This window comes from Novosphingobium sp. TK46, assembly GCF_055361525.1.
In genome coordinates, this window is record NZ_CM143963.1 from 2,414,803 (window position 1) to 2,441,753 (window position 26,951).

At 65.4% G+C, this 26,951-nt stretch carries 21 protein-coding genes and 1 tRNA gene; 20 read left to right on the forward strand and 2 right to left on the reverse strand.

Going from position 1 to position 26,951, the window contains the following annotated elements; genetic code table 11:
• Positions 1-10: 10 nt before the first annotated feature.
• From ACXJ1Z_RS11560 to ACXJ1Z_RS11640, 17 genes are all read left to right on the forward strand, one after another.
• Positions 11-1,174, forward strand: a complete 1,164-nt coding sequence (locus ACXJ1Z_RS11560; protein ID WP_463781234.1) for an FtsW/RodA/SpoVE family cell cycle protein — start codon at positions 11-13, stop codon at positions 1,172-1,174.
• The gene (gene murG / locus ACXJ1Z_RS11565) at positions 1,171-2,367 is read left to right on the forward strand and encodes an undecaprenyldiphospho-muramoylpentapeptide beta-N-acetylglucosaminyltransferase (protein ID WP_463776807.1); all 1,197 of its coding nucleotides are present in this window, start codon (positions 1,171-1,173) and stop codon (positions 2,365-2,367) included. The genes ACXJ1Z_RS11560 and murG overlap by 4 nt, the downstream gene beginning before the upstream one ends.
• Positions 2,364-3,773, forward strand: coding sequence for a UDP-N-acetylmuramate--L-alanine ligase (gene murC, locus ACXJ1Z_RS11570; RefSeq protein WP_463776808.1), 1,410 nt, complete (start codon positions 2,364-2,366; stop codon positions 3,771-3,773). Before murG ends, murC begins: the two co-directional genes overlap by 4 nt.
• Complete coding sequence (gene murB, locus ACXJ1Z_RS11575) at positions 3,773-4,663, forward strand: UDP-N-acetylmuramate dehydrogenase (protein WP_463776809.1); 891 nt, start codon at positions 3,773-3,775, stop codon at positions 4,661-4,663. The genes murC and murB overlap by 1 nt, the downstream gene beginning before the upstream one ends.
• Entirely contained in the window at positions 4,660-5,613 is a 954-nt protein-coding gene (locus ACXJ1Z_RS11580; protein ID WP_463776811.1) for a D-alanine--D-alanine ligase, read from the forward strand. The genes murB and ACXJ1Z_RS11580 overlap by 4 nt, the downstream gene beginning before the upstream one ends.
• The gene (locus ACXJ1Z_RS11585; protein WP_463776812.1) at positions 5,610-6,539 is read left to right on the forward strand and encodes a cell division protein FtsQ/DivIB; all 930 of its coding nucleotides are present in this window, start codon (positions 5,610-5,612) and stop codon (positions 6,537-6,539) included. Before ACXJ1Z_RS11580 ends, ACXJ1Z_RS11585 begins: the two co-directional genes overlap by 4 nt.
• The gene (gene ftsA / locus ACXJ1Z_RS11590) at positions 6,539-7,834 is read left to right on the forward strand and encodes a cell division protein FtsA (protein WP_463776813.1); all 1,296 of its coding nucleotides are present in this window, start codon (positions 6,539-6,541) and stop codon (positions 7,832-7,834) included. Before ACXJ1Z_RS11585 ends, ftsA begins: the two co-directional genes overlap by 1 nt.
• A gap of 152 nt (positions 7,835-7,986) precedes the next feature.
• Positions 7,987-9,555, forward strand: coding sequence for a cell division protein FtsZ (gene ftsZ, locus ACXJ1Z_RS11595; RefSeq protein WP_463776814.1), 1,569 nt, complete (start codon positions 7,987-7,989; stop codon positions 9,553-9,555).
• A 193-nt stretch (positions 9,556-9,748) separates the two neighbouring features.
• A complete protein-coding gene (locus ACXJ1Z_RS11600; protein ID WP_463776815.1) occupies positions 9,749-11,800 on the forward strand; it encodes an SPOR domain-containing protein in 2,052 nt (683 codons plus the stop codon).
• A 143-nt stretch (positions 11,801-11,943) separates the two neighbouring features.
• Entirely contained in the window at positions 11,944-12,450 is a 507-nt protein-coding gene (locus ACXJ1Z_RS11605) for a type III secretion system chaperone family protein (protein WP_463776817.1), read from the forward strand.
• Positions 12,451-12,464: 14 nt separating this feature from the next.
• On the forward strand, positions 12,465-13,271 hold the full coding sequence (gene proC, locus ACXJ1Z_RS11610; protein WP_463776818.1) for a pyrroline-5-carboxylate reductase: 807 nt from the start codon (positions 12,465-12,467) through the stop codon (positions 13,269-13,271).
• 115 nt (positions 13,272-13,386) lie between these two features.
• Positions 13,387-14,127, forward strand: a complete 741-nt coding sequence (locus tag ACXJ1Z_RS11615) for a Bax inhibitor-1/YccA family protein (protein WP_463776820.1) — start codon at positions 13,387-13,389, stop codon at positions 14,125-14,127.
• Between the two features lie 178 nt (positions 14,128-14,305).
• The gene (locus ACXJ1Z_RS11620; RefSeq protein ID WP_463776822.1) at positions 14,306-15,001 is read left to right on the forward strand and encodes a hypothetical protein; all 696 of its coding nucleotides are present in this window, start codon (positions 14,306-14,308) and stop codon (positions 14,999-15,001) included.
• A 90-nt stretch (positions 15,002-15,091) separates the two neighbouring features.
• Positions 15,092-15,167 (forward strand) — tRNA-Ala (locus ACXJ1Z_RS11625).
• A gap of 98 nt (positions 15,168-15,265) precedes the next feature.
• Positions 15,266-16,324 carry a GTPase ObgE gene (obgE, locus tag ACXJ1Z_RS11630; RefSeq protein WP_463776823.1) on the forward strand — a complete coding sequence of 353 codons (1,059 nt, stop codon included), beginning with the start codon at positions 15,266-15,268 and terminating at the stop codon, positions 16,322-16,324.
• Positions 16,325-16,459: 135 nt separating this feature from the next.
• Positions 16,460-17,590: a glutamate 5-kinase gene (proB, locus tag ACXJ1Z_RS11635; protein ID WP_463776824.1), complete on the forward strand. Its 1,131-nt coding sequence runs from the start codon at positions 16,460-16,462 to the stop codon at positions 17,588-17,590.
• A gap of 44 nt (positions 17,591-17,634) precedes the next feature.
• Positions 17,635-18,495: an NAD-dependent epimerase/dehydratase family protein gene (locus tag ACXJ1Z_RS11640; protein ID WP_463781235.1), complete on the forward strand. Its 861-nt coding sequence runs from the start codon at positions 17,635-17,637 to the stop codon at positions 18,493-18,495.
• Positions 18,496-18,531: 36 nt separating this feature from the next.
• Here ACXJ1Z_RS11640 and ACXJ1Z_RS11645 read toward each other — a convergent pair whose 3' ends face one another.
• Positions 18,532-21,987, reverse strand: a complete 3,456-nt coding sequence (locus tag ACXJ1Z_RS11645; RefSeq protein WP_463776826.1) for an acyl-[ACP]--phospholipid O-acyltransferase — start codon at positions 21,985-21,987, stop codon at positions 18,532-18,534.
• 58 nt (positions 21,988-22,045) lie between these two features.
• The gene (locus tag ACXJ1Z_RS11650) at positions 22,046-22,666 is read right to left on the reverse strand and encodes a TetR/AcrR family transcriptional regulator (RefSeq protein ID WP_463776827.1); all 621 of its coding nucleotides are present in this window, start codon (positions 22,664-22,666) and stop codon (positions 22,046-22,048) included.
• 65 nt (positions 22,667-22,731) lie between these two features.
• Here ACXJ1Z_RS11650 and ACXJ1Z_RS11655 point away from each other — a divergent pair, with 65 nt between their 5' ends.
• From ACXJ1Z_RS11655 to ACXJ1Z_RS11665, 3 genes are read left to right on the forward strand one after another with little or no spacing between them, the layout of a single operon-like run.
• Positions 22,732-24,207 (forward strand): efflux transporter outer membrane subunit, encoded by a 1,476-nt coding sequence (locus ACXJ1Z_RS11655; protein ID WP_463776828.1) that lies wholly within the window; start codon positions 22,732-22,734, stop codon positions 24,205-24,207.
• Positions 24,200-25,393 (forward strand): HlyD family secretion protein, encoded by a 1,194-nt coding sequence (locus ACXJ1Z_RS11660; protein ID WP_463776829.1) that lies wholly within the window; start codon positions 24,200-24,202, stop codon positions 25,391-25,393. Before ACXJ1Z_RS11655 ends, ACXJ1Z_RS11660 begins: the two co-directional genes overlap by 8 nt.
• Positions 25,393-26,943 carry a DHA2 family efflux MFS transporter permease subunit gene (locus ACXJ1Z_RS11665; protein ID WP_463776831.1) on the forward strand — a complete coding sequence of 517 codons (1,551 nt, stop codon included), beginning with the start codon at positions 25,393-25,395 and terminating at the stop codon, positions 26,941-26,943. Before ACXJ1Z_RS11660 ends, ACXJ1Z_RS11665 begins: the two co-directional genes overlap by 1 nt.
• Positions 26,944-26,951 lie beyond the last annotated feature (8 nt).

The window sequence follows — 26,951 nt, forward strand, 5'->3', positions numbered from 1 at the left end:
CGGCAATGCCATGGTGCGCTACAACCGCAGTCGTCGCAGCACGTTCGCGATTTGGTGGCAGGAGATCGATCGGGTCACGCTCGGCCTGGTGCTGATCCTGATGGCGATCGGCACCATATCGGTCGCGGCGGCGTCGCCAGCCAGTGCGCGTCGCTTGTCGACATCGGCCAAGACCCTGACGGACCTGCATTTCTTCAGTCTTCATCTGCGATGGCAGGCGCTGGGGCTGATCGCGATGTTCGCCACGTCCACGCTCACCAAGGACATGGCGCGGCGGCTCGGAATCCTGATCGCCGGGACTATGATCTTCGCATTGGTGCTGGTCCCCTTCGTCGGCGGCGAGGTCAACGGGGCGCGGCGCTGGATCAACCTGGGCATCTCGATCCAGCCGTCCGAATTCCTGAAATGCGGATTTCCGATCCTGCTCGCGTGGATCCTGTCCTGGCGGATACGCGATCATCGGCTTCCCGTGATGCGGGTGACCATCGGCTTGATGGGTTTCATCGGTATCCTGCTGATGGCCCAGCCCGATTTCGGATCGACGATGCTGTTCTCGGCCACCTGGTTCGTGTTGATCCTGCTGTCCGGGCTGGACGTGCGCAGGATCGCCGCGGCGGTCGGCGGCGGCCTAGTCATCGTTACGCTCGCATACTTTTTCTATGAAAACGGTCGCAATCGCATCGACGCGTTCCTTGGCGGCGGCAGTGCCTACGACCAGGTCGATCTGGCAGAACGGACCCTTCTCAACGGCGGTTGGCTGGGCAGGGGCTTCTGGATGGGGACGCGCAAGATGGCGTTGCCCGAAGCGCACACGGACTACATCTTTTCGGTCATCGGCGAGGAGTTCGGGCTGTGGGTCTGTGCCGTCGTGATCCTGCTGTACAGCGCCATCCTCGTGCGTGCGATCTTGCGACAGGTACGTGAAGACGACTTGTTCACGGTTCTGGCCGCCACGGGTCTTGCCGCGCAATTTGGCGGGCAGGCGTTCATCAACATCCTGGTGAATTTGCAACTGTTCCCGTCGAAGGGCATGACGCTGCCGCTGGTCTCCTACGGCGGTTCTTCCACCGTGGCGATGAGCATCTGCGTCGGAATGCTTCTGGCCATAACCCGCAGAAACCCCTTTATCGACCGCGAGCGCTTCTCGCTCAGCGATGTCGGAGAGTTGTCATGACTGCCGTAAGCCGCCACTACGTGCTGGCTGCAGGAGGGACCGGAGGGCACCTGATCCCCGCGTTCGCCCTTGCGATCGAGCTGGAACGGCGTGGCCATCACGTCGCCTTGATCACCGACGAGCGTGGCGCCCAGATCCCCGGCAAGCCCGATACGCTGCCCGCTCATGTCCTGCCGCCGGGGCGGATCGCGGGCCTCAATCCGCTGGGCTGGCTCAAGGGTGCCCGGGGTGTGCTCGAAGGCCGTCGCATGGCGCTGCGTCTGTTCGGAAGCTTTGCCCCCACCGCCGTGGTCGGCTTTGGCGGCTATCCCGCGCTGCCGACGATGCTGGCGGCACGTTCGGCGAAGATCCCGACGATCCTGCATGAACAGAATGCGGTGCTGGGCCGGGTCAACCGCTTCTTCGCTGGGCGTGTCGACGCGATCGCCACCGCGTTCGCGCAAGTCGATCGGCTCGATGCCAAGCTGGAACCCAGAGTGACGCTGGTCGGCAATCCCGTTCGAGACGAGGTTCTCGCATTGCGGGATGCGCCCTTTCCCGGTTTTTCGGGCGACAGCCTGCTGCGCATCCTCGTTACCGGCGGCAGCCAGGGCGCGCGGGTGTTGTCCGAAGTCGTCCCGGATGGGCTGGCGATGCTGCCCACGGCGCTGCGCGCGCGCTTGCAGGTGATCCAGCAATGCCGGGCGGAGGACATCGAGGCGGTACGCCAGCGGTATGCCACCCATGGCATTCCGGCTGAACTCGCCACGTATTTCGAGAACATGGCGGCCCGTCTCGCCGGGGCGCACCTGTTCATCGGGCGCGCGGGTGCTTCGACCATCGCGGAATTGACCGCCGTGGGCCGTCCCGCCATCCTGATCCCGCTACCGATCGCGACCGACGATCATCAGGCCGCCAATACGCGTGAAATCGTCACGGCGGGCGGCGCGCGATCGATCCGGCAGGACAAGTTCACCGCGGTCGAACTGGCAAAGCAGATCCAGGCGATGGCCCAGCATCCCGAGACGCTGGCCAACGCCGCGCACGCCTCGTGGAATTGCGGCTATCCCAACGCCGCGACGGACTTGGCCGATCTGGTGGAAGGATTCGGTGGCGCGCCGATGATGGACGTCATCCGCGTGGGGGGCAAAACGGCCAAGGCCGGGCACAAGGCAGGTGCCAAGGAAGCTTTGGCGTTGGAGAATGCGGAATGAAGGGCGTCGCCACCGACATCGGTACGGTTCACTTCGTCGGCATCGGCGGCATCGGCATGTCCGGGATCGCCGAAGTCATGCACAATCTGGGCTATACCGTGCAAGGGTCCGACATCGCCGAAGGCTACGTGATCGAAGGCCTGCGCAAGCGCGGGATCAAGGTCATGATCGGTCACGCGGCCGAGAACGTCACCGATTGCTCGGTGATCGTCACCTCGACGGCGGTGAAGCGCGACAATCCCGAAGTCGTCTATGCCCTCGACAATCGCATTCCGGTCGTGCGCCGGGCAGAGATGCTGGCCGAACTGATGCGGCTCAAGAACACCGTCGCGGTCGCCGGCACGCATGGCAAGACCACGACGACCTCGATGGTCGCGTGCCTGCTCGAAGCCGGTGGCGTCGATCCGACCGTGATCAACGGTGGCATCATCAACTCGTATGGCTCCAACGCGCGACTCGGCGCCAGCGACTGGATGGTGGTCGAGGCGGACGAAAGCGACGGTTCGTTCCTGCGGCTCGACGGCACCATTGCGGTGGTGACGAACATCGATCCCGAGCATCTCGAGCACTATGGCAGCTTTGATAAGGTGAAGGCCGCGTTCGTCGAATTCATCGAGAACGTGCCGTTCTATGGCGCAGCCGTGGTGTGCATCGACCATCCCGAAGTGCAGGCTTTGATCGCCAAGGTGCGTGATCGCCGGGTCATCACTTATGGTTTCTCGGCGCAGGCCGACGTGCGCGGCGAGGCGGTGACGCCGGTTCCAGGCGGCAATCGCTTCGATGTCGTGGTGCGCGAGCGTGATGGCGAGCAGCGCCGGATCGAGGGCATCGAACTGCCGATGCCGGGCCGCCACAACGTGCAGAACGCGCTCGCCGCGGTGGCGGTGGCGATCGAGATGGGCTGCGATGACGAGATCGTGCGTTCCGGATTTGCCAAGTTCGAAGGCGTCAAGCGTCGCTTCACCAAGGTGGGCGAAGTGGGCGGCGTCACGGTGATCGACGATTACGGCCACCATCCGGTCGAGATCCGCGCCGTCCTCGCCGCTGCGCGCGAAGGGGTGAAGGGGCGGGTGCTCTCGGTGGTGCAGCCGCACCGCTTCAGCCGTCTGCGCGACTTGATGGACGAGTTTCAGGCCGCCTTCAACGATGCTGACGCGGTCTATGTCACCCCGGTCTATGCCGCCGGGGAAGCGCCGATCGAGGGCGTCGACGCCGAGGCCCTGGTCGCGGGCCTGAAGGCCAGAGGCCATCGCGATGCCCATGTCGTTGCCGGCCCTGACGAGCTTGCGGATGTGCTGAGCCGCACCGCGCGCCGCGGCGACATGGTGGTATGCCTGGGGGCAGGCGACATCACCAAATGGGCGGCGGGTCTTGCCGACGCGATCGGTGAGCGTGTCGCGGCGTGATGGCGGATACGCTCCCCAAGGTCGCGGGCAAGCTGACACCGGATGCACCATTGGCGCCACTGGTCTGGTTCAAGTCCGGCGGTAACGCAGAGTGGTTGTTCGAACCCAGGGATCTGGCCGATCTGCAGGACTTCCTGCGCGGTCTCGATCCCCGGATACCGGTCATGCCGTTGGGTTTGGGGTCGAACCTGATCGTGCGCGATGGCGGACTTGCCGGCGTCGTGGTGCGTTTGGGCAAGGCTTTCGCGGCGGTGCGCAAGCTGGATGCGGTGACACTCGATTGCGGTGGCGGCGCTTCGGGCATTCTGGTCTCATCCACCGCGCGCGATGGCGCTATCGCCGGCGTCGAGTTCCTGCGCTCGATCCCGGGAACGGTCGGGGGCTTCGTCCGCATGAACGGCGGTGCCTACGGCGGTGAGGTGAAGGATATCCTGATCGACTGTGACGTGGTGCTGCGTTCGGGCGAATTGATGACGCTGGCCAATGCCGACTTGCACTATACCTACCGCCATTCGCAGCTTCCCGCCGGCGCGATCGTGGTTGCCGCGCGGTTCTGCGGGCGTCCCGGTGAGCCGGCAGCGATTCAGGCGGAGATGGACCGCATTTCGGCAAGCCGCGAGGCGTCGCAGCCGTTGCGATCGAAAACGGGAGGTTCGACCTTCAAGAACCCCGCCGGCTACAAGGCGTGGGAGCTGGTCGATCGCGCCGGCTGCCGTGGGCTGACCCTTGGCGGCGCTCAGGTCAGCGAAAAGCACACCAACTTTCTCATCAACACCGGCGGGGCCTCCAGCAGCGACATCGAAGCGCTCGGCGATGAAGTGCGCCGCCGGGTGAAGGCAAACTCGGGCGTCGAACTCGAGTGGGAAATCCAGCGAGTAGGTCGTCCATGAGTCTGCCCCCACTTCACGTCGCGGTCCTGATGGGCGGCTGGTCGTCGGAGCGCCCGGTATCGCTGATGAGCGGCGAGGGCGTGGCCGTGGCGTTGGAAGGCAAGGGCCATCGCGTCACCCGCGTCGACATGGGCCGCGACGTCGCGCTCAAACTGGCCGAAGCGAAACCCGATGTCGTGTTCAACGCGTTGCACGGCGCGCCGGGTGAGGATGGCACGGTTCAGGGTTTGATGGACCTGATGGGGCTGACCTACACCCACTCGGGGCTGGCCACGTCGGTGATCGCGATCGACAAGGAACTGACCAAGCAGACGCTGGTACCGCACGGCATTCCGATGCCCGGCGGCCGGATCGTCGATTGCGCGGAGGTCTTCGAGCGCGACCCGCTGCCACGACCCTATGTGCTCAAACCCGTCAACGAAGGCTCGTCGGTGGGTGTCGCCATCGTCACCGATCAGGCGAATTATGGCAATCCGATCGCGCGCGACGCCAAGGGGCCCTGGCAGGATTTCGATCGGCTGCTGGCGGAGCCGTTCATCCGCGGACGTGAGCTGACCACCGCCGTCATCGGCACGCGCGCGCTGCTGGTCACCGAACTCAGGATCAAGACCGGCTTTTACGATTTCGATGCGAAATACACCGATGGTGGTGCCGAGCATATCTGTCCCGCCGAAATCCCCGACGAGATCGCGACGGCGTGCAAGGACATCGCCTTGCGCGCGCACCAGTTGCTGGGCTGCCGTGGGACCAGCCGCTCCGACTTTCGCTGGGATGACGAGCGTGGCGTCGAGGGACTGTTCCTGCTCGAGGTGAACACCCAGCCCGGAATGACCCCGCTCAGCCTCGTTCCCGAGCAGGCGAAGGCGTGTGGCATGGCCTATCCGGAACTGGTCGAAGCGATCATCGCCGAGGCGCTTGCCGATGCGCGGGCAGGGAAACCGGCGTCATGAGCCAGACCATCCGCCGCAAGGCGACGACGGTGCGCAAGACCGCGGCGGCGCAGGGCAAGCAGGCGAAGGTCAACCAGGCCAAGGCGCGCACCGGCTCGGTCATCGACATGGCGATTGCCGCGCTGCCGTTCAGCGAAGCGCAGCTGCATCGCATGTTCCTCATCATCATCCTGGGCGGTGCGGCGATCCTAGCGTGGGTGGTGGCATCGGCTGCGGGTTTGCCAAGCTTCGCCGGCCTGCAAATGGCACAAGTCGCTTCCGACGCGGGCTTCGAAGTGCGGCACGTCGACGTGCGCGGGGTGAAGAACCTCAACGAACTCAAGGTCTATGAACGGGCGTTGGCGCAGCAGGACCGGGCGATGCCGCTGGTCGATCTGGAAAGCCTGCGTCAGGAACTGCTCAACCTGTCATGGGTGAAGGACGCCAGGGTTTCGCGCCAGTTGCCCGACACGCTGGTGATCGACATCGTCGAGCGGCAACCCCACGCGGTGCTGCGAAAGGCCGATCGCTTCGTGCTGATCGACGACACCGGCCATGAGCTCGAGACCGTCGCGCGGGGCCGTGCCCAAGGCAAGCTGATCGTGTCGGGCCTTGGCGCAGGCCAGCAGGTCATCGCGCTGTCGCATCTGCTCGAGGCCGCACCGGGCCTGAAGCCCCGCGTGCAGGAAGCCGAATGGATCGGCAATCGCCGCTGGAATATCACCTTCAACACAGGCCAGGTTCTGGCGCTGCCGGAAGGCGATCCACAGGCGGCGAGCGCGCTGGTATCGTTCGCCCGCCTCGATGGCACCAACCGTCTGCTCGGCGGCAAGGTGACCATCTTCGACATGCGGGCCGGTGATCGCATCTATCTGCGCGTTCCGGGCCGGGAGGCCGAGCAGGCCGCTCTGGCCGCGAGCGCGGTCCGCAAGGGAGTGAAGAACTGATGGCCGGCGCACGATCTTCACAGCCGCGGATCAGCCGCGTGTTCGGCGCGGTCAACATCGGTTCGTTCCGGATCTCCGCGATCGTCGCGGGCATCTCGGAAACAGGCGATGTGGTGGTTCTTGGCTCCGGCCACCGTGCAAGCCAGGGCGTGCGACGCGGCTATGTGACCGACATGAGCGCGGCGACTTACGCGATCCGCGACGCCATCGACCGGGCCGAAAAGATGGCCGACACATCGGTGCAGCGGGTCTGGATCGGCTGTTCGGGCGCCGGACTCGCCAGCCAGGTCGCCGAAGTCGATGCCGAAATCGGCGGTCGCAGGATCGAGCAGGAGGATATCGACCAGCTGCTCAGCTCCGCGCGCGACGTGATCCGGCCCGATGGGCGCATGGTCCTGCACGCACAGCCGGCGCAATACCGGCTCGACGGCGCGCACGGCGTCGCCAATCCGCGCGGTCTTCATGCCGAGCGTCTGGGCGTCGACATCCACATCATGCTCGCCGATGGTGCGCCGATCCGTAACCTGACCGAGGCGGTGCAGTCCGCGCATCTCGAAGTAGAGGCGGTGGTCGGATCACCAATCGCCGCCGGGTTCGCCTGTCTTTCGCCCGAGGAGCGCGATCTCGGCGTCGCCTTGGTCGAGTTCGGTGCGGAGGTGACCAACGTCGCGGTCTATTCGCAAGGCATGCTGACCGGGCTGATCCCGATCCCGATGGGGTCGGCCGACATCACCGATGCGGTCGCCTCCGCCTTCGGCATCCGCCGCTTCCAGGCCGAGCGGTTGAAGTGCGTCAACGGCTCCGCGCTCGCCAGTCCTGCCGACCATCGCGAGATGATCCCGGTGAATGCACCGGGCGAAGAGGAAACCGGTCCGATCGCGCGCCATGCCGACGACAAGAATCGCATCCCGCGTGCCGAGCTGATCGCGGTCATCACCGGCCAGCTTGGCATGCTCATGGAAGAGATCAACAAGGCGCTCAAGACGATCCGGTTCAATGGCCAGCGCGGCAAGCAGGTGGTCTTCACCGGTGGCGGTTCGGAACTGGTGGGTCTGGCGGACTACGCGCAGGCCGCGCTGGGTAAGCCGGTACGGATCGGCCGGGTACCGCATCTCAACGGCCTGGCCGAGGCGCATGTCAAACCCGGCTTTTCGACGCTTGCCGGCCTTGTCATGTACGCATCGGCGGACCCGATCGATATCCGCACGCTGAGCAACCGTCATCAGACGACGGTACGATCGCAGCGGATGGGCACGGCCGGTCGCATCTATCGGGCATTCCGCGAGTATTTCTGAATAGGGCTGGTGGCTTGTCGGCCACGAATTGTTGCATGGGCACGGCGGACTGTTGTGGACAAAGGCGCTTAAACCTTTGCAGCGATGAGCGCACATGTGCCATCAGACTTGGTCAATAATTCCTTCCCGCGCGTGTCTGCCAGGAGAGTAGAATGAGCATCAATATCGGACCGCCGGCGATCGAAGAACTGCGGCCGCGCATCCTCGTGATCGGCGTCGGCGGGGCGGGCGGCAACGCCATCGCCAACATGATCCAGGCGCAGATCGAAGGCGTCGACTTCATCGTCGCCAATACCGACGCGCAGGCGCTGAACAGCTCCATCGCGGAGAACCGCATCCAGCTTGGCCCCGATATCACGCAAGGCCTCGGCGCCGGATCGCGTCCCGAGGTGGGTCGTGCGGCCGCCGAGGAAACGATCGGTGAGATCGACCGCCTGCTCGAAGGCGTGCACATGGTGTTCATCGCCGCGGGCATGGGCGGTGGCACCGGCACCGGCGCCGCGCCGATCATCGCCAAGGCCGCGCGAGACAAGGGCGTGCTGACCGTCGGCGTCGTCACCAAGCCGTTCATGTTCGAAGGCACGCGCCGCATGCGCTCGGCGGAAACCGGCATCGACGAATTGCAGAAGCACGTCGACACGCTGATCGTGATCCCCAATCAGAACCTGTTCCTGGTCGCCAAGGCGGACACCACCTTCAAGGAGGCGTTCGGCCTTGCCGACGAAGTGCTGCAGCAGGGCGTGCGCTCGATCACCGACCTGATGGTGATGCCCGGCCTGATCAACCTCGACTTTGCCGACGTGCGCTCGGTCATGGGCGAGATGGGCAAGGCGATGATGGGCACGGGCGAGGGCGAGGGTCCGAACCGTGCGCTTGAAGCAGCCGAACGTGCGATCGCCAACCCGCTGCTCGACGGCGTGTCGATGCAGGGCGCCAAGGGTGTCATCATCTCGATCATCGGCGGCGACGACATGAAGCTGCTCGAAGTCGACGAGGCGGCCAACCACATCCGCGAACTGGTCGACAGCGATGCCAACATCATCTGGGGCTCGGCGTTCAACCCGGACCTGCAGGGCAAGATCCGCGTTTCGGTGGTCGCCACCGGTATAGAGCAATCGGCGGAGCAGGCGGAGATCGCCTCGCGGCCGATGAGCTTCAATTCCTCGCGTGGTCCCGTCCGTCCGAACGCGGCTCCTTCGTCCGCTCCGACGGTTTCCTATTCGTCGTCCGAGCGCAGTGCGGCCCCGGCCGTGCCGCAAGCGAATCCGCAGCCAGCGCCCGAGCCGTTCGATCTGGGTGCGGACGCGGAACTGGAGGCCGACGACGCGGCACTCGAGCTGGGTGGTGCGGAGGAACTGGCCGATGAGCCGGCTCCGGCTCCGGCTCCGGCTCCGAGCTTCGCCAGTCGTCCGACGCGTCAGCCGCTCGATCTTAGCAGCCCGGATGCGTCCGGCGCACGCCCGTCGCGTCAGGACGAACTGGAATTGAAGGCTGAAGCCGAAGCCGCGGCGGCTCCGCCCCGGCGCCGTCCGATCGCGCCCGAACCGGCAGCGACACCTGCCGCGCCGGCGCCCAGACCGGCAGCGACCGGCAGCACCCTGTTCGAGCGCATGTCGAACCTGTCGCGCGGCGCCAAGCCAACTCCGCCTCAGGACGGTGAAGACGATGACGGTGGCTCGATCAGCATACCGCGCTTCCTGGGCCGCCAGAACAACCAGTGACGAGCAAGAGGGCGGCTCATGGGCGTTTAATCGTTCTTGAGCCGTTCATTCGAAAAGAGACATGACGTGCAGGGTGCGGCGACGAGCGCGCGGCACCGATTGCGGAGGTAACGGGTTCATCGTGCAGTTCAGGCGACGCCTTGGAGCATGGCTCGCAAGTGCAGCCTCGGCCTCTTGGCTGATGTGCCCCCATGTGGCGCTTGGCCAGGCCACTCCCGTGGTTTCCCGGCCGGTCGTGCAGAGCCTGCCGAGCGGAGAGTCCCGGCGGCTGAGTGCGGCGTTGGCCCGAATCGCGCGCGATCCTCGTGATTTCTCGGCACTGATGGAAGCCGGCGACGCCGCCAACGCCATGGGTGATCCCGAGGCTTCTGTCGGCTTCTACAAGCGGGCCGACAGCATCGCCCCCAACAATCCGCGCATCAAGGCAGGCCTCGCGCGCGCGCTGGTCCTGCAGGGAAAGCCGGTCGAGGCCATCACATTGTTCGCGAGCGCCGACGCGGCTGGCGCGGCTGGCGCGGCCGGCGACGTGACTTCGGATCGTGGCCTTGCCTATGATCTTGTTGGCGATCCGGTGACCGCGCAGCGCTATTATCAAACGGCGCTGGCGCGAAGGGATGACGACGAAGTGCGTCGCCGCCTCGGGATCAGCCTGGCAATCATCGGTGACGCTACGGCATCGGATGCGATGTTGATGCCGCTGCTACGAAAGCAGGACAAGCCCGCGTGGCGCGCGCACGCCTTTGCCCTGGCGATCGCGGGCAAGACCAAGGAAGCGGTCGATACCGTCAACGCCATCCTGCCCGGACCGCTGGCGCAGAGCGTGACCCCGTACTTGCGCTATATGCCGCGTCTGACGCGGGCCCAGCAAGCCGCCGCCGTGAACCTCGGCAAGTTCCCACGGGCGTCGGAGATCGGCCAGGACGATCCTACGATCATCGCTTTCGCCGCGAACAATACCCGCATGGCGTCGGCGGATAGCCTGCTGATCCCACGGGGCAAGCCGTTGGGCAGTGGCGGGGGGCGCAGTGCCGGCGGTGCGAGTGCTTCGACGGCGCCGTTGACGGCGAAAGAGCGCCGTGCCCGCGACAAGGCGGCGCGTCTGGCTCGAACGGAGGCTGCTCAGGCGGCGCGGGTGGCACCGCCCGAGCCGATGCCGGCGATCGATCGCGATGGCGAACTTCCCGCGCTTGCTGCCAGTACCCCGACGACGCCACCGTCGATGGCCTCGGCGGTCGATCGCAACGTGATCTTCTCCAACAGCCCGACCCAGAATCAACCTGAGCGCCCACGCGTTGCTGCACGCCTTGCCGAGGCGGCGCCGGCTTCGCCGTCTCGACAGGTTGCCTCGCCAGCCCCGGCCACCGCAACCGTGCGTGCCGGGACGCTGGAACTTCCCTCGTTTGCGGCCAGGCCGCCAGCGTCCGCGCCGGCAACCGCGGCAAGTCCGGTTCAGGCGACGCGCGAACCGGCCAGAGGCACGGCAACGACCTTCGACCTGGCTCGGGTGGAGAGTGCGCCTGCCAGCCGGTCCGGCGTAGCAAGTGGCGGGAACCAAACAGCCGCGGTCGCGACCAGCCAGGTGTCGGGCACCGCGACGTCTGGAGCAGCCCTGTCACTCGAGCAGGCTTTCGCCGATCTGGGATCGCCCAGTCGCGCACCGGCGCCAATCGCGGGCGCGGTGGACGTTCGCGCGATAACGCCGGTCGTGACGCTGGATGTCGTCAAGCTAGAGCCGGTGCGCGCGAGGGTCGCGAAGGACGAGGCCACGGAGACGGCGGTGAAGAAAGCGGATGCCGCCCGATTGGCCGACGTCGATACGGGAGCGGTGAACAGGAAGAAGACGACGCGAGGAAAGAATGCCAAACTCGCCGAGGCAACCGACGAAGCATCAACGCTCGCCCGGACGAAGAAGGGCGACAAGAAGGCCGACGCCAAGAAGGCTGATGCGAAGAACGCCGCGCCAAGCCATCCCAGTCGTATCTGGGTGCAGGTCGGTGTCGGACGCGACAAGGCTGCGATCGGCTATGACTGGCGCAAGTTCGTGAAAGCCAACCCCACCTTGTTCAAGGGTCGCGAGCCGTCGATCAGCGACATGGGGCGGACCAACCGTATCCTGCTGGGCCCGTTCGAAAATCAGAAGGAAGCGAGTGAGCTTACGGCGAAGTTGAAGAAGGGTGATGTCGCCGGCGCTTTCGTGTGGAGCAGCCCGGCCGGACAGGCCGTGGATCCCCTTCCCGTAAAATAGCGCAAAGCTTGCTTAATCCCGGCTTATCCACACTCTGTTCACAGACTTGTCGAGTTTTACGCAACGGTGTGGGGCATGATGATTGTGCCGCCTGCCCGAGCGACGCAATCGTGGCGCAACACGGAGGCGTGATGTCGGAACATATGAGAAGCGTTGAAGACGAAATCGATCGGGAAGACGATTCCGCCCCTGTGGAGATGCTGGCCGCACTCTTCGAGGCGCGCGACTGGCCTTTCGAGTACGCGGGCGAGGACGAGATATCCGCAGAGGTCAAGGGTAGCTGGGCGACGTACCAGTTCCAGGCCATCTGGCGGACCGAGGATCGCGTGCTGCAATTGCTGTGTCTCCCGGAGATCCGGGTGCCCGAAGGCAAGCGCGCGCCGATGCATGAGGCTCTGGCCCTGATCAATGAACAGCTTTGGCTGGGGCATTTCGACATGTGGTCCAATGGTGGCGTGGTGCTGTATCGCCATGGCCTGATGCTGGGCGAAGATGGCTTGCTCGGTCCTGCTCAGGCCCAGGCGGTGGTGGAAATGGCGGTCGAGGAGTGCGATCGCTTCTATCCGGTGTTCCAGTTCATTCTGTGGGGGGACAAGACCCCGGCGGAAGCCCTGGCGGCCGCGTTGGTCGACGCGGTCGGCGAAGCCTGAAGGCACTAATGGTCATGGCAAGGCTCGATCGCGTTCTCATCGTGGGTTGCGGCAATATGGGTGGCGCCATGTTGCAGGGTTGGTTGGCGGGGGGCGTGTCCCCCGAACGCTTCACGGTCGCCGATCCCAACTTGAAGGATGCCCCCGCCGGGGTCAGGGTCGTCCCACACGTTCCGGACGCGATCTTCGACGCCGTGCTGCTGGGCGTGAAGCCCCAGGGATTGGGTGATGTCGCTCCGCAGGTGGCGCGGGCGATCGGTTCGCACACGTTGCTGCTATCGATCCTGGCAGGGGTCGAACTGGCCACTCTCGCCTCATCGTTTCCCACGAACGGCGGGATCGTGCGAATCATGCCCAATCTGTCGGCCGCGATCGGCAAGTCGCCCATGGCGCTGGCGCAGCGCGGCCTGGGCCAGGCGGGACGCGATGCGGTGGCGAATTTCCTGCAACCGCTGGGCACGCCCGAGTGGCTGGCCGACGAGGCACTGTTCGATGCTGTCACGGCACTGGCAGGCTGTGGGCCGGCCTTTGTCTATCGGTTCATCGATGCTCTGGCCCAAGGTGCGGTGGCGCTTGGTATCGAGCCGGGGCAAGCGACGCGATTGGCATTGGCGACCGTCGAAGGCTCGGCGCTGCTGGCAGGATCCTCGGATCATGCGCCGGGCGAATTGGCCCGCCGGGTCGCGAGCCCGGGCGGCTCGACGCAGGCCGGTCTTGATGTGCTGGATGCCGGATCGGCGCTGGCGGGGGTGGTCGCGGCAGCGATGAAGGCAGCCGAGGCGCGCTCGGCGGAGATGGGGCGCGAAGCCCGTCAGGTTTGACACACTTCGTTACGCAGATCGCCTGTGGTTGTTCTTGAATTGTCGAGGAAGCAGGCCGATATTCAACTCTGTCCGGAACCCACCGCATTCGGCGGTGCCGGGATAGGAGTTTTAAATGGCTAACTGGAACGACCCTCAGCCCCGTTCGGGCTTCGGTGCGTCCCCGAGCCTGGGCGGCCGCACAGGTGCCCGCGCTGGCGTGGACGCCGGCCTGCGCCGTCACATGCTGTCGATCTATAACTACATGGCGTCGGGCGTGCTGCTCTCTGGCGTCGTGGCGCTTCTGTTCGCACAGTCTGGCGCGGCTGCGGCCGTCTTCGGTACGCCGTTGCGCTGGGTCATTGCGCTCGCACCGCTCGGCTTCGTGTTCGCGATGAGCTTCGGCGCAAGTCGTATGAAGACTTCGACGCTGCAGTTGCTGTTCTGGGGCTTCGCCATCGCGATGGGTCTGTCGCTGTCGTCGATCTTCCTTGTCTATACCGGACCCTCGATCGCCGCGACGTTCTTCGCGACCTCGGGCGCCTTTGCAGGTCTAAGCCTCTTCGGTTACACGACGAAGAAGGATCTGTCGGGCTTCGGCACCTTCCTGATCATGGGTGTGGTTGGTCTGCTGATCGCGATGATCGTCAACATGATCTGGCCGATGCCGGCGCTGGCAATGGCGATTTCGGTCATTGGCGTGCTGATCTTCGCGGGTCTCACCGCCTACGATACGCAGCGTTTGAAGCAGCAGTACCATCAGCTTGCCGGTACCGAATTCGCGGGTAAGGCGATCGTGCTCGGCGCGCTGAGCCTCTATCTCGATTTCATCAACATGTTCCAGTTCCTGCTCAGCTTCATGGGGCAGCGTAACTGATCTGCGATGGCCGCAGACGCCTGTATCAAGGCGATCTGCGGTTCATCCACAGGTGATTGATTTTGCCCGGTGCGACTCGTTCGCGCCGGGCATTTGCTTTGTGGCGGTAAGCGGTTAGAGGAAACACCTCACAGGTGCACAAGAGGGTCCGGTGACGCGTCCGACTGCCAGAAGTTTCATGCCACGTTTTTCCAGGCTCGCACCGTCGGCGGTGGCGATCAGCCTGCTCGCAGCATGCGCCCAGAAAGTGCCGCCTCCGCCACCGCCTCCGGTCGTGGTTATCCCGCCTCAGCCACAGCCGCCGATGGGTGCGCAGGATAACATGCGCATTCCCGAAGTCGGGGTCGATGGTGTCCGCAAGACCGTGAACACCAACGTGTCCAGTGCGCAGGCGGTGTGGAATTTCCGTTCGGCCTTCAACGTGGCTGCGTTGAATTGCGTCGAGCCGGAATATGCTTCGGTGCTTGATGGCTACAAGTCGTTCCTCAAAGTCCATGACAAGACGCTCGACAAGGCCGACGCGGACCTGAAAAAGAACTTCAACGGCGCATTCGGCAAGTCCGGCACGCGGGAGCGTGAAACCTACCAGACGCAGGTCTACAACTTCTTTTCGGTTCCGCCGGTGAAGACGACCTTCTGCCGTGCGGCGATGCAGGTGGCCATCGATCTGGCATCTGTGCCCGCAGGTCAACTCGACGGCTATGCCCCGCAGGGTCTGGCAAAGATCGAGGCGCCCTTCATGGACTTCTTCAACGCCTACGATCAGTATCGAGCCGACCTTGCCGCCTGGCAGGGCAAATATGGCGGCATCGTCGTGGTAGCGCCGCAGCAGGCGCAGCGTGCTCCGGCGGCGTCGCAGGTCGTCACGCCGTAAGGCCAGCCAAATTTACCTTTCAAGCGGCTCGCGGGTTCGCTATGGCGGCCGCAGGCGTTGCGGGTACCCGTGTCGCGCGATTGCTGGAACGGGGCCGTAGCTCAGCTGGGAGAGCGCGTCGTTCGCAATGACGAGGTCAGGGGTTCGATCCCCCTCGGCTCCACCAGTAATTGAAATCAGCGTTGATCGGCCGCACATTGCTGCGGCCGTTCGCATTTGGGCGGATCGCAGGATTGGCCGCAGAGCTTATCGGATCGTATCGCCATGCACTTCCTCGACCAAGCCAAGATCTACATCCGCGCCGGTGGCGGTGGCCCCGGAGCGGTGGGTTTCCGCCGTGAGAAATACGTCGAGTACGGCGGCCCGGACGGCGGCAACGGCGGCAAGGGCGGCGACATCATCATCGAGGCGGTCGCCGGGCTCAACACCTTGATCGACTTTCGCTATACCCAGCACTTCAAGGCCCCGCGCGGGGGGCATGGCATGGGCCAGAACCGGACGGGAGCGCAGGGCAGCGATCTGGTCATCAAGGTGCCGATCGGCACCCAGGTCATCGTCGACGACGAAGATCGCGATACCGTCATCGCCGATCTGACCGAAGTGGGGCAGCGCATCGTCCTGCTGGAAGGCGGCATGGGCGGCCGGGGCAACCTGTCCTACAAGACCAGCACCAACCGTGCGCCGCGCCAGCATCAGCCGGGTATTCCGGGTGAGGAGATGTGGGTGTGGCTGCGGCTCAAGCTGCTGGCCGACGTGGGTCTGGTCGGCTTGCCGAACGCGGGCAAATCGACCTTCATCAATTACCTGACGAATACGCAGGCCAAGGTCGGCGCCTATCCCTTCACCACGCTGCATCCGCAACTGGGCGTAGTGCGGCATAAGAACCGCGAGTTCGTGGTGGCGGATATTCCCGGCCTGATCGCGGGTGCATCCGAAGGCGCGGGCATCGGCGATCGGTTTCTCGGCCATATCGAACGGTGCCGCGTGCTGATCCATCTGATCGACATCGCCGGCGATGATCCTGCCGAGGCCATGCAGGTGATCGAAGAAGAGCTTGAGGCGTATGGCGGCGGGCTCGAGGAGAAACCGCGCCTGATCGTGCTCAACAAGATCGACCTTGGCGATCAGGAACTGGCCGCCAGCTTTGCCGCTGAGCTCCAGGATGCCGGGGCTGGGCGGGTATTCGCGATTTCCGGTGCGACCGGCGAGGGAATGGATGCCTTGCTGGACGCGGTGATCGCGCAATTGCCTGCCGCGACGGTTACCGAGCGGCCGGAGGGCGAGCGTGAGGAGGCGGACGACGCGCCGTGGTCCCCGCTCTGAGCGGACAGCCACTTCCCACCGTCGTATCGTTTGCCGGCCGAAAAGAAGTCCACAATCGCGCGCGCTGGTATGCGCCGGCATTGCGGTGGACGCGCTTTTCACAGCCCCTCTAAGCGCCTAGAGGCTTGCCCTCCCATGCCTATTGCCAGCCTCTTCGATCTAGCCAGCCCCGTCGCTTGTCCGCTCCTGGTCATCAAGGTCGGGTCGTCGCTGCTCGTCGACAAGGATGGCGTGCGCCGCGAATGGCTGCAGGGACTGGTGGGTGAGATTGCGGCGGCCCACGCAAGTGGTCAGCGCGTGATCGTGGTATCCTCCGGAGCGATCGCGCTGGGGGCGGCTCGCCTTGGGCTGGATCGGGGCGGGCGCGGTAGCCTTGCCGATGCGCAAGCAGCCGCCGCCGTGGGCCAGATCGCGCTTTCGGGCTTGTGGGCCGAACTGTTGGGCAGTCACGGTCTGACCGCGGCGCAGATCCTGCTGACGCTGGACGATCTGGAAGATCGACGCCGCTATCTCAACGCCACCGCCACTTTGGCTCGATTGCTCGACGCTGGCGCGGTGCCTGTGATCAACGAGAACGACTCGGTGGCGACTCAGGAGATCCGCTTCGGCGACAACGACCGCTTGGCCGCGCGCGTTGCGCAGGCGGCGCAGGCGAGCGCGGTGCTGCTGCTCTCCGACGTGGATGGGATGTACGACCGCAATCCCAGGCTACCGGGTGCAACGCTGATCGCGCAAGTGGACGGCGTCACCGCCGAAATACATGCGATGGCAAGTGCCGAGTCCGCATCGGGCATGGGTTCGGGCGGGATGACGTCCAAGCTGCAGGCGGCCGAGATCGCCGAGTTGGCCGGTATCGCGCTGGTGATCGCCAATGGCGTGCATGATCGGCCGATGGCGCGGGCGATGGGCGAGGGTATCGGCACTCTGTTCCGCCCCCGTCGCAAAGCTGGTGCGCGCAAGGCCTGGCTTGGCGGCCGCTTGCGTCTGAAGGGCGAACTGACGGTCGACAGTGGGGCCGCGGCGGCGCTGTCGCGCGGGTCGAGCCTGCTGGCCAAAGGGGTGACCGACGTCGGCGGCGCGTTCGAGCGCGGCGATCCCATCGCCATCTGCGGTCCGGATGGCCGCGTGCTGGCGCATGGCCTGGCGGAGTACGGCGCTGCGGAATGTGCGCGATTGCAGGGCCGGCACAGCAGCGAGCATGCGCAGCTGTTGGGCTATGCCCCTCGATCGGCCGTGATCCACCGCGACCAGCTGGTGCTCAAGTGATCATCGCGGTGACCGGAGGGACCGGCTTCGTCGGCCGCGCATTCATGGATTGCGCGCTCGAAGCAGGGCACAAGCTCGTCGCGCTCGCCCGCTCCACGCAGATTCCGCGCGAGGGGGTCGAGTGGATATCCGGCGACCTTTCAGATCATGCCGCGCTGGCCGAGCTGGTGCATGGCGCCGAGGCGGTGGTTCATATCGCTGGCGTGGTGAACGCGCCCGATCCGCAAGGGTTCGAGGACGGCAACGTCGTCGGCACCTTCAACCTCGTCGACGCCGCCTTGAAAGAAGGCGTCGGGCGGTTCGTGCATGTTTCGTCGCTTTCGGCGCGCGAGCCCGGATTGTCGGCCTATGGCGCATCCAAGTTGAAGGGCGAGAAGGTGGTGAAGGCCAGCCTGCTCGACTGGACGGCAGTGCGCCCCGCGGTGATCTATGGTCCGCGCGACAAGGAGATGTTCGAGTTGTTTCGCGCCGCGCGGTGGGGCGTGATGCCGGTGCCCAAGGACGGACGGGCATCGGTGATTCATGTCGAGGATCTCGCGCGATTGCTGCTGGCGCTGCTGCCCGGTGGCGAAGGCGTGAGCTTCGAGGTGTTCGAACCCGACGACGGGCGGCCCGGCGGCTGGGATCATCGCGAACTGGCGCTGGCAATCGGCTGGGCCGTCGGGCGACGCCCGCGTGTGGTGGGATTGTCGCCGGCATCGCTGCGCCGGGCGGCGGGGGTCGACGGATTTCTGCGGGGCAAGGGCGCGAAGATGACTCTCGACCGCGCGGCCTACCTTGCGCATCCCGACTGGACCGGCTCTCCTCGCGCGCAAGTGCCCGCAAGCTTGTGGCAGGCGCAGATCGAAACCCGGACCGGCCTCAAGGCGACGGCCGACTGGTACCGCGAAGAGGGCTGGCTCTAAGCCGCTGGTTTCGGATCAACGGATAGTTTTGCTCGATCAGGCTTGCTCCTCGTCATCGGCGGGTTCGTCCTGCTCTGGTTGTGCCGCCCCGGTCGCCTTTTCCTGCGCCATCTTGCCCATGGTCACGTAGTCCAGCTTGCCCGTGCCCAGCACCGGAAGCGCATCCACCACCCGCACGTCGCGCGGCAGCATCAGTTCGGTGACGCCGTTTTCGCGGCCCCAGCCGAGCAGGGCCTTGCCGTTGGCGTCCTTGGCGGTGGTGAACAGGACCAGTTGTTCGCCCTTCTTGGCGTCGGGTCGCGTGACGACGGCATGTTCGGCGTCGGGCCAGACCTTGGATGCATAGCCTTCCACCGCCGGGAGCGAGACCATCTCGCCGCCGATCTTGGCGAAGCGCTTGGCGCGGCCCTTGATGGCGATGAAGCCTTCGTCATCGATGGTGACGATATCGCCGGTGTCGTGCCAGCCGCCTTCGGGCGGCTGCAGCTTGCCGGGATCGCTGGCGAGCAGGTAGCCAGCCATGACGTTGGGACCTCGGATGAACAGGCGGCCGCCTTCCTCGATGCCTTCCACCGCATCGAGCCGCTGGTCGATCGCGGGCAGCAGGCGACCCACGGTGCCGGCCTTGAAATGCATCGGCGTGTTCACCGCGATTACCGGGCCAGCCTCGGTGGCGCCGTAGCCTTCGAGGATGCGCAGTCCGAACTTGTCGGCATAGGCCTTGCGGGTCTCGTCGCGCACGCGCTCGGCCCCGGCAAAGATGTAGCGCAGCGAGTAGAAGTCGTAGCTGTGCGCCATGCGCGCGTAGCCCGCGAGGAAGGTGTCGGTGCCGAACATGATCGTCGCGTTGGCATCGTAGGCGAGCGCGGGAACGATGCGGTAGTGCAGCGGGCTGGGGTACAGCACCGTCTTCACGCCGTAGAAGATCGGCAGCAGCGTGCCGCCGGTCAGCCCGAACGAATGGAACACCGGCAGCGCGTTGAGCACGATGTCGGATGGGTTGAAGTCGATCCGCGCGGCCAGCTGCGCGCAGTTCGACAGCAGGTTGCGGTGGGTGAGGACGACGCCTTTGGGGGTGCCTTCCGAGCCGCTGGTGAACAGCACCACCGCCGGGGCTTCGGGCGAGATGCGGCGCGCCTTGTGGCGGCTCGCGGCGCCGTTCCTGGTCAGCAGGCGCCACAGCTTGGCGGGCGTTCCGATCTGCTTGGCGACGTCCTCGAGGTAGAGGATCTTGCGGCCATCCGCTTCCAGCGCCTCGATCACCGGCTGCAGCTTGGCCTGCTCGACGAAGGCATGCGCGGTGACGACGGTGCGGATGCACGCGGTCTGGCAGGCCGAGACAAGGTTCGCCTGGCCCGCTGTGAAGTTGAGCATCGCCGGCACGCGGCCTTCGGCCTGCAGGCCGAAGAAGGCGAGGGCGACACCGGCGACGTTGGGCAGCAGCACGCCGACGTTCTCGCCCGGCTTCGTGGTGAAGGCGAGTTGCTCGCCGACCAGCTCCGCGCCCAGGATCAGCTTGTCGTAGCTCAGTGGCTCACGCTTGGTATCCTCGACGATCTTGGCCTTGCCGCCATACATGTGGCGCGCCTCGCACAGGGCCGAGAACAACGTCTCGTCGGTGTGAGAGGTGTCGAAGATCATGGTGCTCATCACGTCGTAGAGCTGGCGGCCGGCGGCGGCGCGACGCTGGCGCGCGCTCATCTCGCCTTTTATCTCGAAGTGGCGCGGGGGCAGCACGGTGATCGTGATCTTGGGGAACCACTTGGTCCGCACCTTGCCCTTGAGGTGCGAGAACGGCGTGAACTGCGGCCCGTTGAGGCGCACGGGGATGATCGGCGCGCCGGACTTGTCGGCGACCATGCCGGGACCATCGAACACCTTCATCAGCGCGCCGGTGACGGTTATGCGGCCTTCGGGGAAGATGACGAGGGTCTTGCCCTCCTTCACCGCGCGCACCATCGCCTTGGCCGCCATCGGGTTGGTGGGATCGACCGGGAACGCCTCGAACAGCTTGAGGAAGGGCTTCACCCACCAGGCCTTGGAGATCTGGGTGTTGATCGCGAAGGTCGGTCGCCCGGGCAGGAACGCGCCGAGCAGCACGCCGTCGAGCAGGCTGAGGTGATTGACCACGACCACCGCAGGTTCGCCTTCCTTGGCCATGTTCTCGGCCCCGATCAGCTCGACGCGGTAGAGCGCCTTGAGGATCCAGCGCACTACGGTCTTGAATACGGTTTCGGGAAGCAGCCAGATGCTGATGAGCGCGACGGCCAGCGTCGCGAAGCCCAGCGTACCGATGATCCCGGGCACGTTCATGCCGTTGGCTAGAAGGACGCTGACGACGCCGACGACGACCACCGTCACGGCGGCGTTGACGATGTTGTTCGCGGCGACCACTTGCGAGCGCTGCTCGGGCGCGGTCCAGGTCTGCAGGATGGCATAGAGCGGCACGATGAACATGCCGCCCGCGAATGCGACCACCACCAGGTCGGCGATGACACGCCACGAGCCGCGATTGGCGATGAATTGCTCGACCGTGGCGCCCGTGACCTGCGGGACGAAGGCGTGCGAGGAAAGCCACAGGTCGATCAGGCCGATCGCCATGAACAGCGCGCTGACCGGAACGTAACGGGCCGAGACTTCACCCTTGAGCAAGCGGTTCACCGCCAGCGATCCCAGTGCGACGGCAACCGAGAACACCGCCAGCAGCAGGTTGACGACGTGCTGGCTGCCCGAGAACTGCCCCGCCACGAGCGGCGCGAACTCGCTGGTGAGTACGGCGCCCGCAGTAAAGAACCAGCTGATGCCCAGGATCGCGAGCCAAACGCCGCGTCCCGTATGCGCGGTCTTGAGGACCGCCCAGGTGCCGCGCACGATGTTGTAGTCGATCTTGCCCTTTTCACCGGTTGGCGGTGCGGGCGGAACGGCGAAACTCATCGCCAGGCCTAGAACCGCGAGGCCGACGGCTACGAGTCCTGCCTCCCATGGCGGGATGAAGCCGGCAAGCAATTGGCCGCCCAGGATGGCCAGGAACGTCCCGCCTTCGACCAGTCCGGTGCCGCCCATGATCTCGTTGCCATGCAGGTGCTGCGGCAGGATCGAGTATTTGACCGGCCCGAACACCGTGGAATGGATGCCCATCAGAAACAGGCACAACAGCAGGATCGGTACGGACTGGAACCAGAAGCCCGCAAGCGCGAGCGCCATGATCGCGATCTCGGCAGTCTTGACTAGGCGCACCAGCCGCGCCTTGTCGATGTGGTCCGCCAGCTGCCCGGCGATCGACGAGAAGAGGAAGTAGGGCAGGATGAACAGCCCCTGCGAGATCACCGCGAGCTGCTCGGCCTGGCTGGGGTCGGACTTGTAGATCGTGAAGCTCGCCAGGAAGACGAGCGCATACTTCAGCAGGTTGTCGTTGAACGCGCCCAGGAACTGGACGACGAACATCGGGCCGAGCCGGCGTTTGGCCAGAAGCGAAAGATCGGGTGCTGACACGCTGGCTCCTGCGGTGGTCGGCTCGCTGTCCGGTCACCACCAAAGGGGGGTGCCCGGCCTAAGTGCCTGGGATCAACGTCTCGTATGCGGGGAGACGCAGATGGGCAATGAAGTCCTCCACGAACTGTTCCATTTCGGCCTCGCCGGGCAGGGCAGGGCGCGTGAGTGCGTTCGCGCGGTAGCCCACCATCGCGCAGTTGGTGAGGCGCGCCAGGCGGTCCGCATCCTCCGCATCGAACCGAGTGGCGAAGTATCCCGTCAGCAAGCGCTGGATACGCGCCGGTGCACGCACATGGAAGACAGTGTTTATCTCGGGAAAGCGTCCGCCATCGGCGATGATCAGGCGGTACAGTCGGATCGCGTCATCGCCCATCAGCTTGGCCAGGAACCGGAGGCAGTAGCGGCGCAATCCGTCGAGCGAGAAAACGCCCTCGCTCAGCGCGGTGTCCAGTTCGCCGGCGAAGCGGCTTACGAGATGGTCGATGACGGCGGCGAACAGATCCTCTTTAGAGGCGAAGTGCGACCACAAGGTCGCTTTCGAACCACCAAGTTGATCGGCGATGGCGGACATGCTGGTCGCGGCATAGCCGTTATCCAAGAAGGCATGCGTCGCGATCTCGACGATCGTGTCACGCCGCTGCAGCTTGTTGCGTTCACGCTTGCCCATCTTGCTTTCCATACCGTACGGGCAAGTACAGTTTTGCGTTGACAAGCGCAAGCCGAGAGACGATCTGGCCAGCGATCATGAAGATGTTCATCACTAGACGAGTCGCTGCGGTAGGACTGCTGGCGTTGACCGTGGGATTGTCCGCGTGCGGCTTGCCCGATCTTGGTGCCCGGCCCGAAACCCGCGGACCAGCCGGCCTGGCGACGACGCGGTCGTTCGCGACGGCCGGTGGGCTTGCTCCCGATGCTTCGGCAGACTGGCCGCAACAGGAATGGTGGCGGGCCTATGGCGATCCGCAGCTCGATGCGCTGGTTGCGGAGGCTCTGGCCGGTTCGCCCGATGTTGCCGCCGCGCTGGCACGGATCCGACAGGCGCGCGGCCAAGCCGAGATCGTGGGCGCCGACACCTTGCCCCAGCTCAACGGCCAGGGTTCCGTCGGGTACACCAAGCAGAGCTACAACAACGGCATCCCCGCCGGCTTCGTGCCCAGGGGATGGAACGACACCGGCACGCTGGCGCTGAGCGGCGACTTCAACCTCGACCTGTGGGGCCGCCGACGCAAGCTGCTCGCCGCTGCTACCTCGGAGACGCAGGCGGCGCGGGCGGATGCCAGCCAGGCGACCTTGATCCTCGCCAGCAACGTGGTCTCCTCGTACTTCGACCTGGCACGGCTGCTGGCGCGCGATCAGGCGCTGGAGCAGGCGGTGAAGTCACGCGAAAGCCTGGGGGCGCTCACCAGCCGGCGTGCGCAGCAAGGGCTGGAAAATCAGTCGCCGGTGCGTCAGACGCAGGCCGAGACGCTGAATTCGAAGATCGCGCTATCCGCCAATCGCGAGCAGATCGCCGCGCGACGCCATGCGATCGCGGCCTTGCTTGGGCAGGGCCCCGATCGCGGCCTCGCCATCGATCCCACTCCGCTTGCGACATTTACCGAGACGGCGCTACCGTCCGATGCGGGCATCGCGTTGGCAGGGCGTCGTCCCGACATCGTGGCGGCCCGATTGCGCGTCGAAAGCGCGGGCAAGCGGATCGATATCGCCAAGACCGCATACCTGCCCGACATCAGCCTGCGTGGCTTGATCGGGCTGACCTCGCTTGGCGTGTCCAACCTGTTCGACTCAGGCTCGACCTATGGCAACGCCGGGGGCGCTTTCACGCTGCCGATCTTCGATGGCGGGCGCATCCGGGGCGAGTACCGCCGGTCTCGGGGCGCTTTCGATCTTGCCGTCGCCGATTACAACGCGATCGTCGTCGACGCCTTGCGCGAGATCGCCGACGCGCTCGTCGCGCGCGATGCCGCGCGCAGCCAGGAGCGCGACGCGGCGCAGGCGCGGATCGCGGCGGAAAGCGCGTACGATCTGGCGAACAAGCGGTACAATGCCGGCCTGTCCAGCTACATCGAGGCGCTGAGCGCGCAGCAACTCGCGCTGCAATCGCGCGAGGCGGCGGTCGATGCCCATTTTCGCACGCTGGCAACCGAGGTGACGCTGAAACGCGCGCTGGGCGGTGGCTTCGTGGACGATACGAACAAGAAGGTTTCGACAGATGAGTGACAACAACCAAGGCGGCTCCGTCGAAGCCGAGCACGATCAAGACACTTCGCAAGAGGGCGCTGCCGGTGCCGCATCGGGCAGCATGGTCGACAAGCGCAAGCGCAAGCCGCTGATCGTCGGCCTGGTTATCGCGATCGTCGTGATCGGGCTGATCTATCTGCTTTACAGCATCTTCGTCGGCAGCCGCTCGGTATCCACCGACAACGCCTATGTCGCCGGCGAAAACGCGCAGATCACGCCGTTGACGCAAGGTCAGGTGATCGAGGTGGCAGTTGTAAACACCCAGCCCGTCCGCCGGGGACAGCTGCTCATGCGGCTGGATGATTCCGATCAGCGTATCGCCGTGGCCGAGGCCGAAGCGATGCTGGCGATGGCCAAGCGCCGCTATACCCAGTCTCGCGCGCAAGGCTCGGCGGCGGGGGCAACGGCAGAGGCCAAGGAGGCCGGCATCCCCGAGGCTCAGGCTCGTCTCGCCTCGGCGCAGGCCGACGTCGAAAAGGCCCGGACCGATTACCGGCGCCGTGCGTCGCTGGATGGCAGCGGCGCGGTTTCGGGCGAGGAACTGACCTCTGCCCGCAATGTGCTCGTCGCAGCGCAGGCTGCGGTGCAGCAGGCGCAGGCGAGCGTCGCCCAGGCGCGTGCGGACGCGATCAGCGCGCGTCAAGATGAGACCGCCAGCCGCGCCGCCACGAGCGGCCTTGCGGTGGATCAGGCGCCCGAAGTGCGCGCTGCCATGGCCCGCCTCGCCACCGCCAGGCTCGATTTATCGCGCACCGTGATCCGGGCGCCGATCGACGGCGTCATCGCGCAGCGCTCGGTCCAGGTTGGACAGCGCGTGACCAATGCCAGCGTGGCGATGGTCGTCGTGCCGGTCGAGCAGCTCTACGTCGACGCGAACTTCAAGGAAGACCAGCTTGGCAAGGTGCGCGGCGGACAGGACGTCGAGGTCGTGTCTGACTTCTATGGCGATGACGTCGTCTATCACGGCAAGGTCGTGGGATTCTCGGGCGGGACCGGAGCGGCGTTCGCCTTGATCCCGGCGCAGAACGCGACCGGCAACTGGATCAAGGTGGTGCAACGCCTGCCGGTGCGCATCAGACTCGACCCCAGGGAACTGCGTGAGCACCCCTTGCGCGTCGGCCTGTCGATGGAAGCGACGATCGACCTGAAGAGTGGTCGCCACTGATGGCTTTCGGAGGCCTCTTCGAGGTTTCGGAGCCACCGCGCACGTTTACCGGAGCCAAGCTCATCATCGCCGGCCTCGTGCTGGCGATGGCGAACTTCATCGTCGTGCTCGACCTTACCATCGCCAACGTCTCGGTTCCGCACATCGCCGGCGGCCTCGCCGTATCGGTCTCAAGCGGCACTTGGGTCATCACCTCCTACGCCGTTGCCGAAGCGATCTGCGTGCCGCTGACCGGCTGGCTCGCACAGCGCTTCGGCACATTGCGCACCTTCATGTTCTCGCTGGTCGGGTTCGGCATCTTCTCGGTCTTGTGCGGCCTGTCGACCTCGCTCGAGATGCTGGTGCTGTTTCGGCTGGGGCAGGGGTTTTGCGGCGGCCCGCTGATGCCGCTGACGCAGACGCTACTGCTGCGCATCTTTCCCAAGGAGCATCATCCCAAGGCGATGGCCCTGTGGGCGATGACCGTGGTGGTGGCTCCGATTCTGGGCCCCATCCTGGGCGGCTACATCAGCGACAACTGGTCGTGGCAGGGGATATTCTTCATCAACGTACCGATCATCGTCGCGATTATATTCGGCGTGGTGACGATGGTGCGGGGCGTGGAGACACCCACGCAAAAGCGCCGGATCGACGGCGTCGGTCTGGGACTGCTGGTGATCTGGGTCGGTGCGTTCCAAGTAATGCTCGACAAGGGGCGCGAAGAGGACTGGTTCGCTTCGCCCTTCATCGTGGCCTGCGGCGTGGTGGCGGCGGTGTTCTTCGCGTTGTTCGTCATCTGGGAGCTGACCGAGGAAGAGGCTATCGTCAATCTCAAGGTGTTCCGGCATCCCGGGTTCTCGGCGGCGGCACTTTCGCTCATCCTGGCTTTCGGCACGTACTTCTCGTCAGTCGTGATCATCCCGCAATGGTTGCAGACATCGCTGAACTACACCGCGACGGACGCAGGCTATGTCATGGCCTTCAGCGGTGTTCTGGCGGTGCTGATATCTCCGTTCGTGCCAGCCTTGATGAAACGGTTCGATCCGCGTCTGCTCGTCTTCGTCGGTATCGGCTGGATCGGTTTTTGCTCGCTGCTGCGGGCCTTGTGGTGGTCGACCGACGCGACGTTCTGGACGTTGGCGCTGCCGCAACTCCTGCAGGGCGCGGGTGTCTCGCTGTTCATGGTGCCGTTGACCACGATCAGCCTGGGCGCGGTCGATCCCGAGGAGACGGCATCGGCGGCGGGCATCGCGAACTTCGGGCGCACGCTTGCCAGCGCCGTCGCGACAGCGCTCGTCACCACATACTGGAGCAACCAGGCGCGGGCGGATGCGGCGCAGATGGCGGGCCAGGTCAACGGCGGTACAGAAACGATGACCCGCCTGCAGGAGCATGGCTACAGCGTCGAGCAATCTCGCGGTATGCTGGACCAGTTGGTCACCCAGCAAGGCATGGCGGTCGGCACGACGCACCTGTTCATGGTCGCGGCGGTGGTCTTGCTGATGGCGGCATCGGCGATCTGGCTGGCGCCGCGGCCCAAGCGAGCGGCACCTGCGGGCGCCGCGCACTGATCGGCGAT

Excerpts from the sequence above, each read along its gene's own strand:
- ACXJ1Z_RS11560 (WP_463781234.1), top strand. The coding sequence starts at position 11 with ATGGTGCGCTACAACCGCAGTCGTCGCAGCACGTTCGCGATTTGGTGG.
- ACXJ1Z_RS11650 (WP_463776827.1), bottom strand. The coding sequence starts at position 22,666 with ATGGAAAGCAAGATGGGCAAGCGTGAACGCAACAAGCTGCAGCGGCGT.
- ACXJ1Z_RS11640 (WP_463781235.1), top strand. The coding sequence starts at position 17,635 with ATGGATTGCGCGCTCGAAGCAGGGCACAAGCTCGTCGCGCTCGCCCGC.
- ftsZ (WP_463776814.1), top strand. The coding sequence starts at position 7,987 with ATGAGCATCAATATCGGACCGCCGGCGATCGAAGAACTGCGGCCGCGC.
- ACXJ1Z_RS11585 (WP_463776812.1), top strand. The coding sequence starts at position 5,610 with ATGAGCCAGACCATCCGCCGCAAGGCGACGACGGTGCGCAAGACCGCG.
- ACXJ1Z_RS11660 (WP_463776829.1), top strand. The coding sequence starts at position 24,200 with ATGAGTGACAACAACCAAGGCGGCTCCGTCGAAGCCGAGCACGATCAA.
- ACXJ1Z_RS11620 (WP_463776822.1), top strand. The coding sequence starts at position 14,306 with ATGCCACGTTTTTCCAGGCTCGCACCGTCGGCGGTGGCGATCAGCCTG.
- murB (WP_463776809.1), top strand. The coding sequence starts at position 3,773 with ATGGCGGATACGCTCCCCAAGGTCGCGGGCAAGCTGACACCGGATGCA.
- ACXJ1Z_RS11665 (WP_463776831.1), top strand. The coding sequence starts at position 25,393 with ATGGCTTTCGGAGGCCTCTTCGAGGTTTCGGAGCCACCGCGCACGTTT.
- murG (WP_463776807.1), top strand. The coding sequence starts at position 1,171 with ATGACTGCCGTAAGCCGCCACTACGTGCTGGCTGCAGGAGGGACCGGA.
- ftsA (WP_463776813.1), top strand. The coding sequence starts at position 6,539 with ATGGCCGGCGCACGATCTTCACAGCCGCGGATCAGCCGCGTGTTCGGC.
- proB (WP_463776824.1), top strand. The coding sequence starts at position 16,460 with ATGCCTATTGCCAGCCTCTTCGATCTAGCCAGCCCCGTCGCTTGTCCG.
- ACXJ1Z_RS11605 (WP_463776817.1), top strand. The coding sequence starts at position 11,944 with ATGAGAAGCGTTGAAGACGAAATCGATCGGGAAGACGATTCCGCCCCT.
- murC (WP_463776808.1), top strand. The coding sequence starts at position 2,364 with ATGAAGGGCGTCGCCACCGACATCGGTACGGTTCACTTCGTCGGCATC.
- ACXJ1Z_RS11580 (WP_463776811.1), top strand. The coding sequence starts at position 4,660 with ATGAGTCTGCCCCCACTTCACGTCGCGGTCCTGATGGGCGGCTGGTCG.
- obgE (WP_463776823.1), top strand. The coding sequence starts at position 15,266 with ATGCACTTCCTCGACCAAGCCAAGATCTACATCCGCGCCGGTGGCGGT.
- ACXJ1Z_RS11655 (WP_463776828.1), top strand. The coding sequence starts at position 22,732 with ATGAAGATGTTCATCACTAGACGAGTCGCTGCGGTAGGACTGCTGGCG.
- proC (WP_463776818.1), top strand. The coding sequence starts at position 12,465 with ATGGCAAGGCTCGATCGCGTTCTCATCGTGGGTTGCGGCAATATGGGT.
- ACXJ1Z_RS11615 (WP_463776820.1), top strand. The coding sequence starts at position 13,387 with ATGGCTAACTGGAACGACCCTCAGCCCCGTTCGGGCTTCGGTGCGTCC.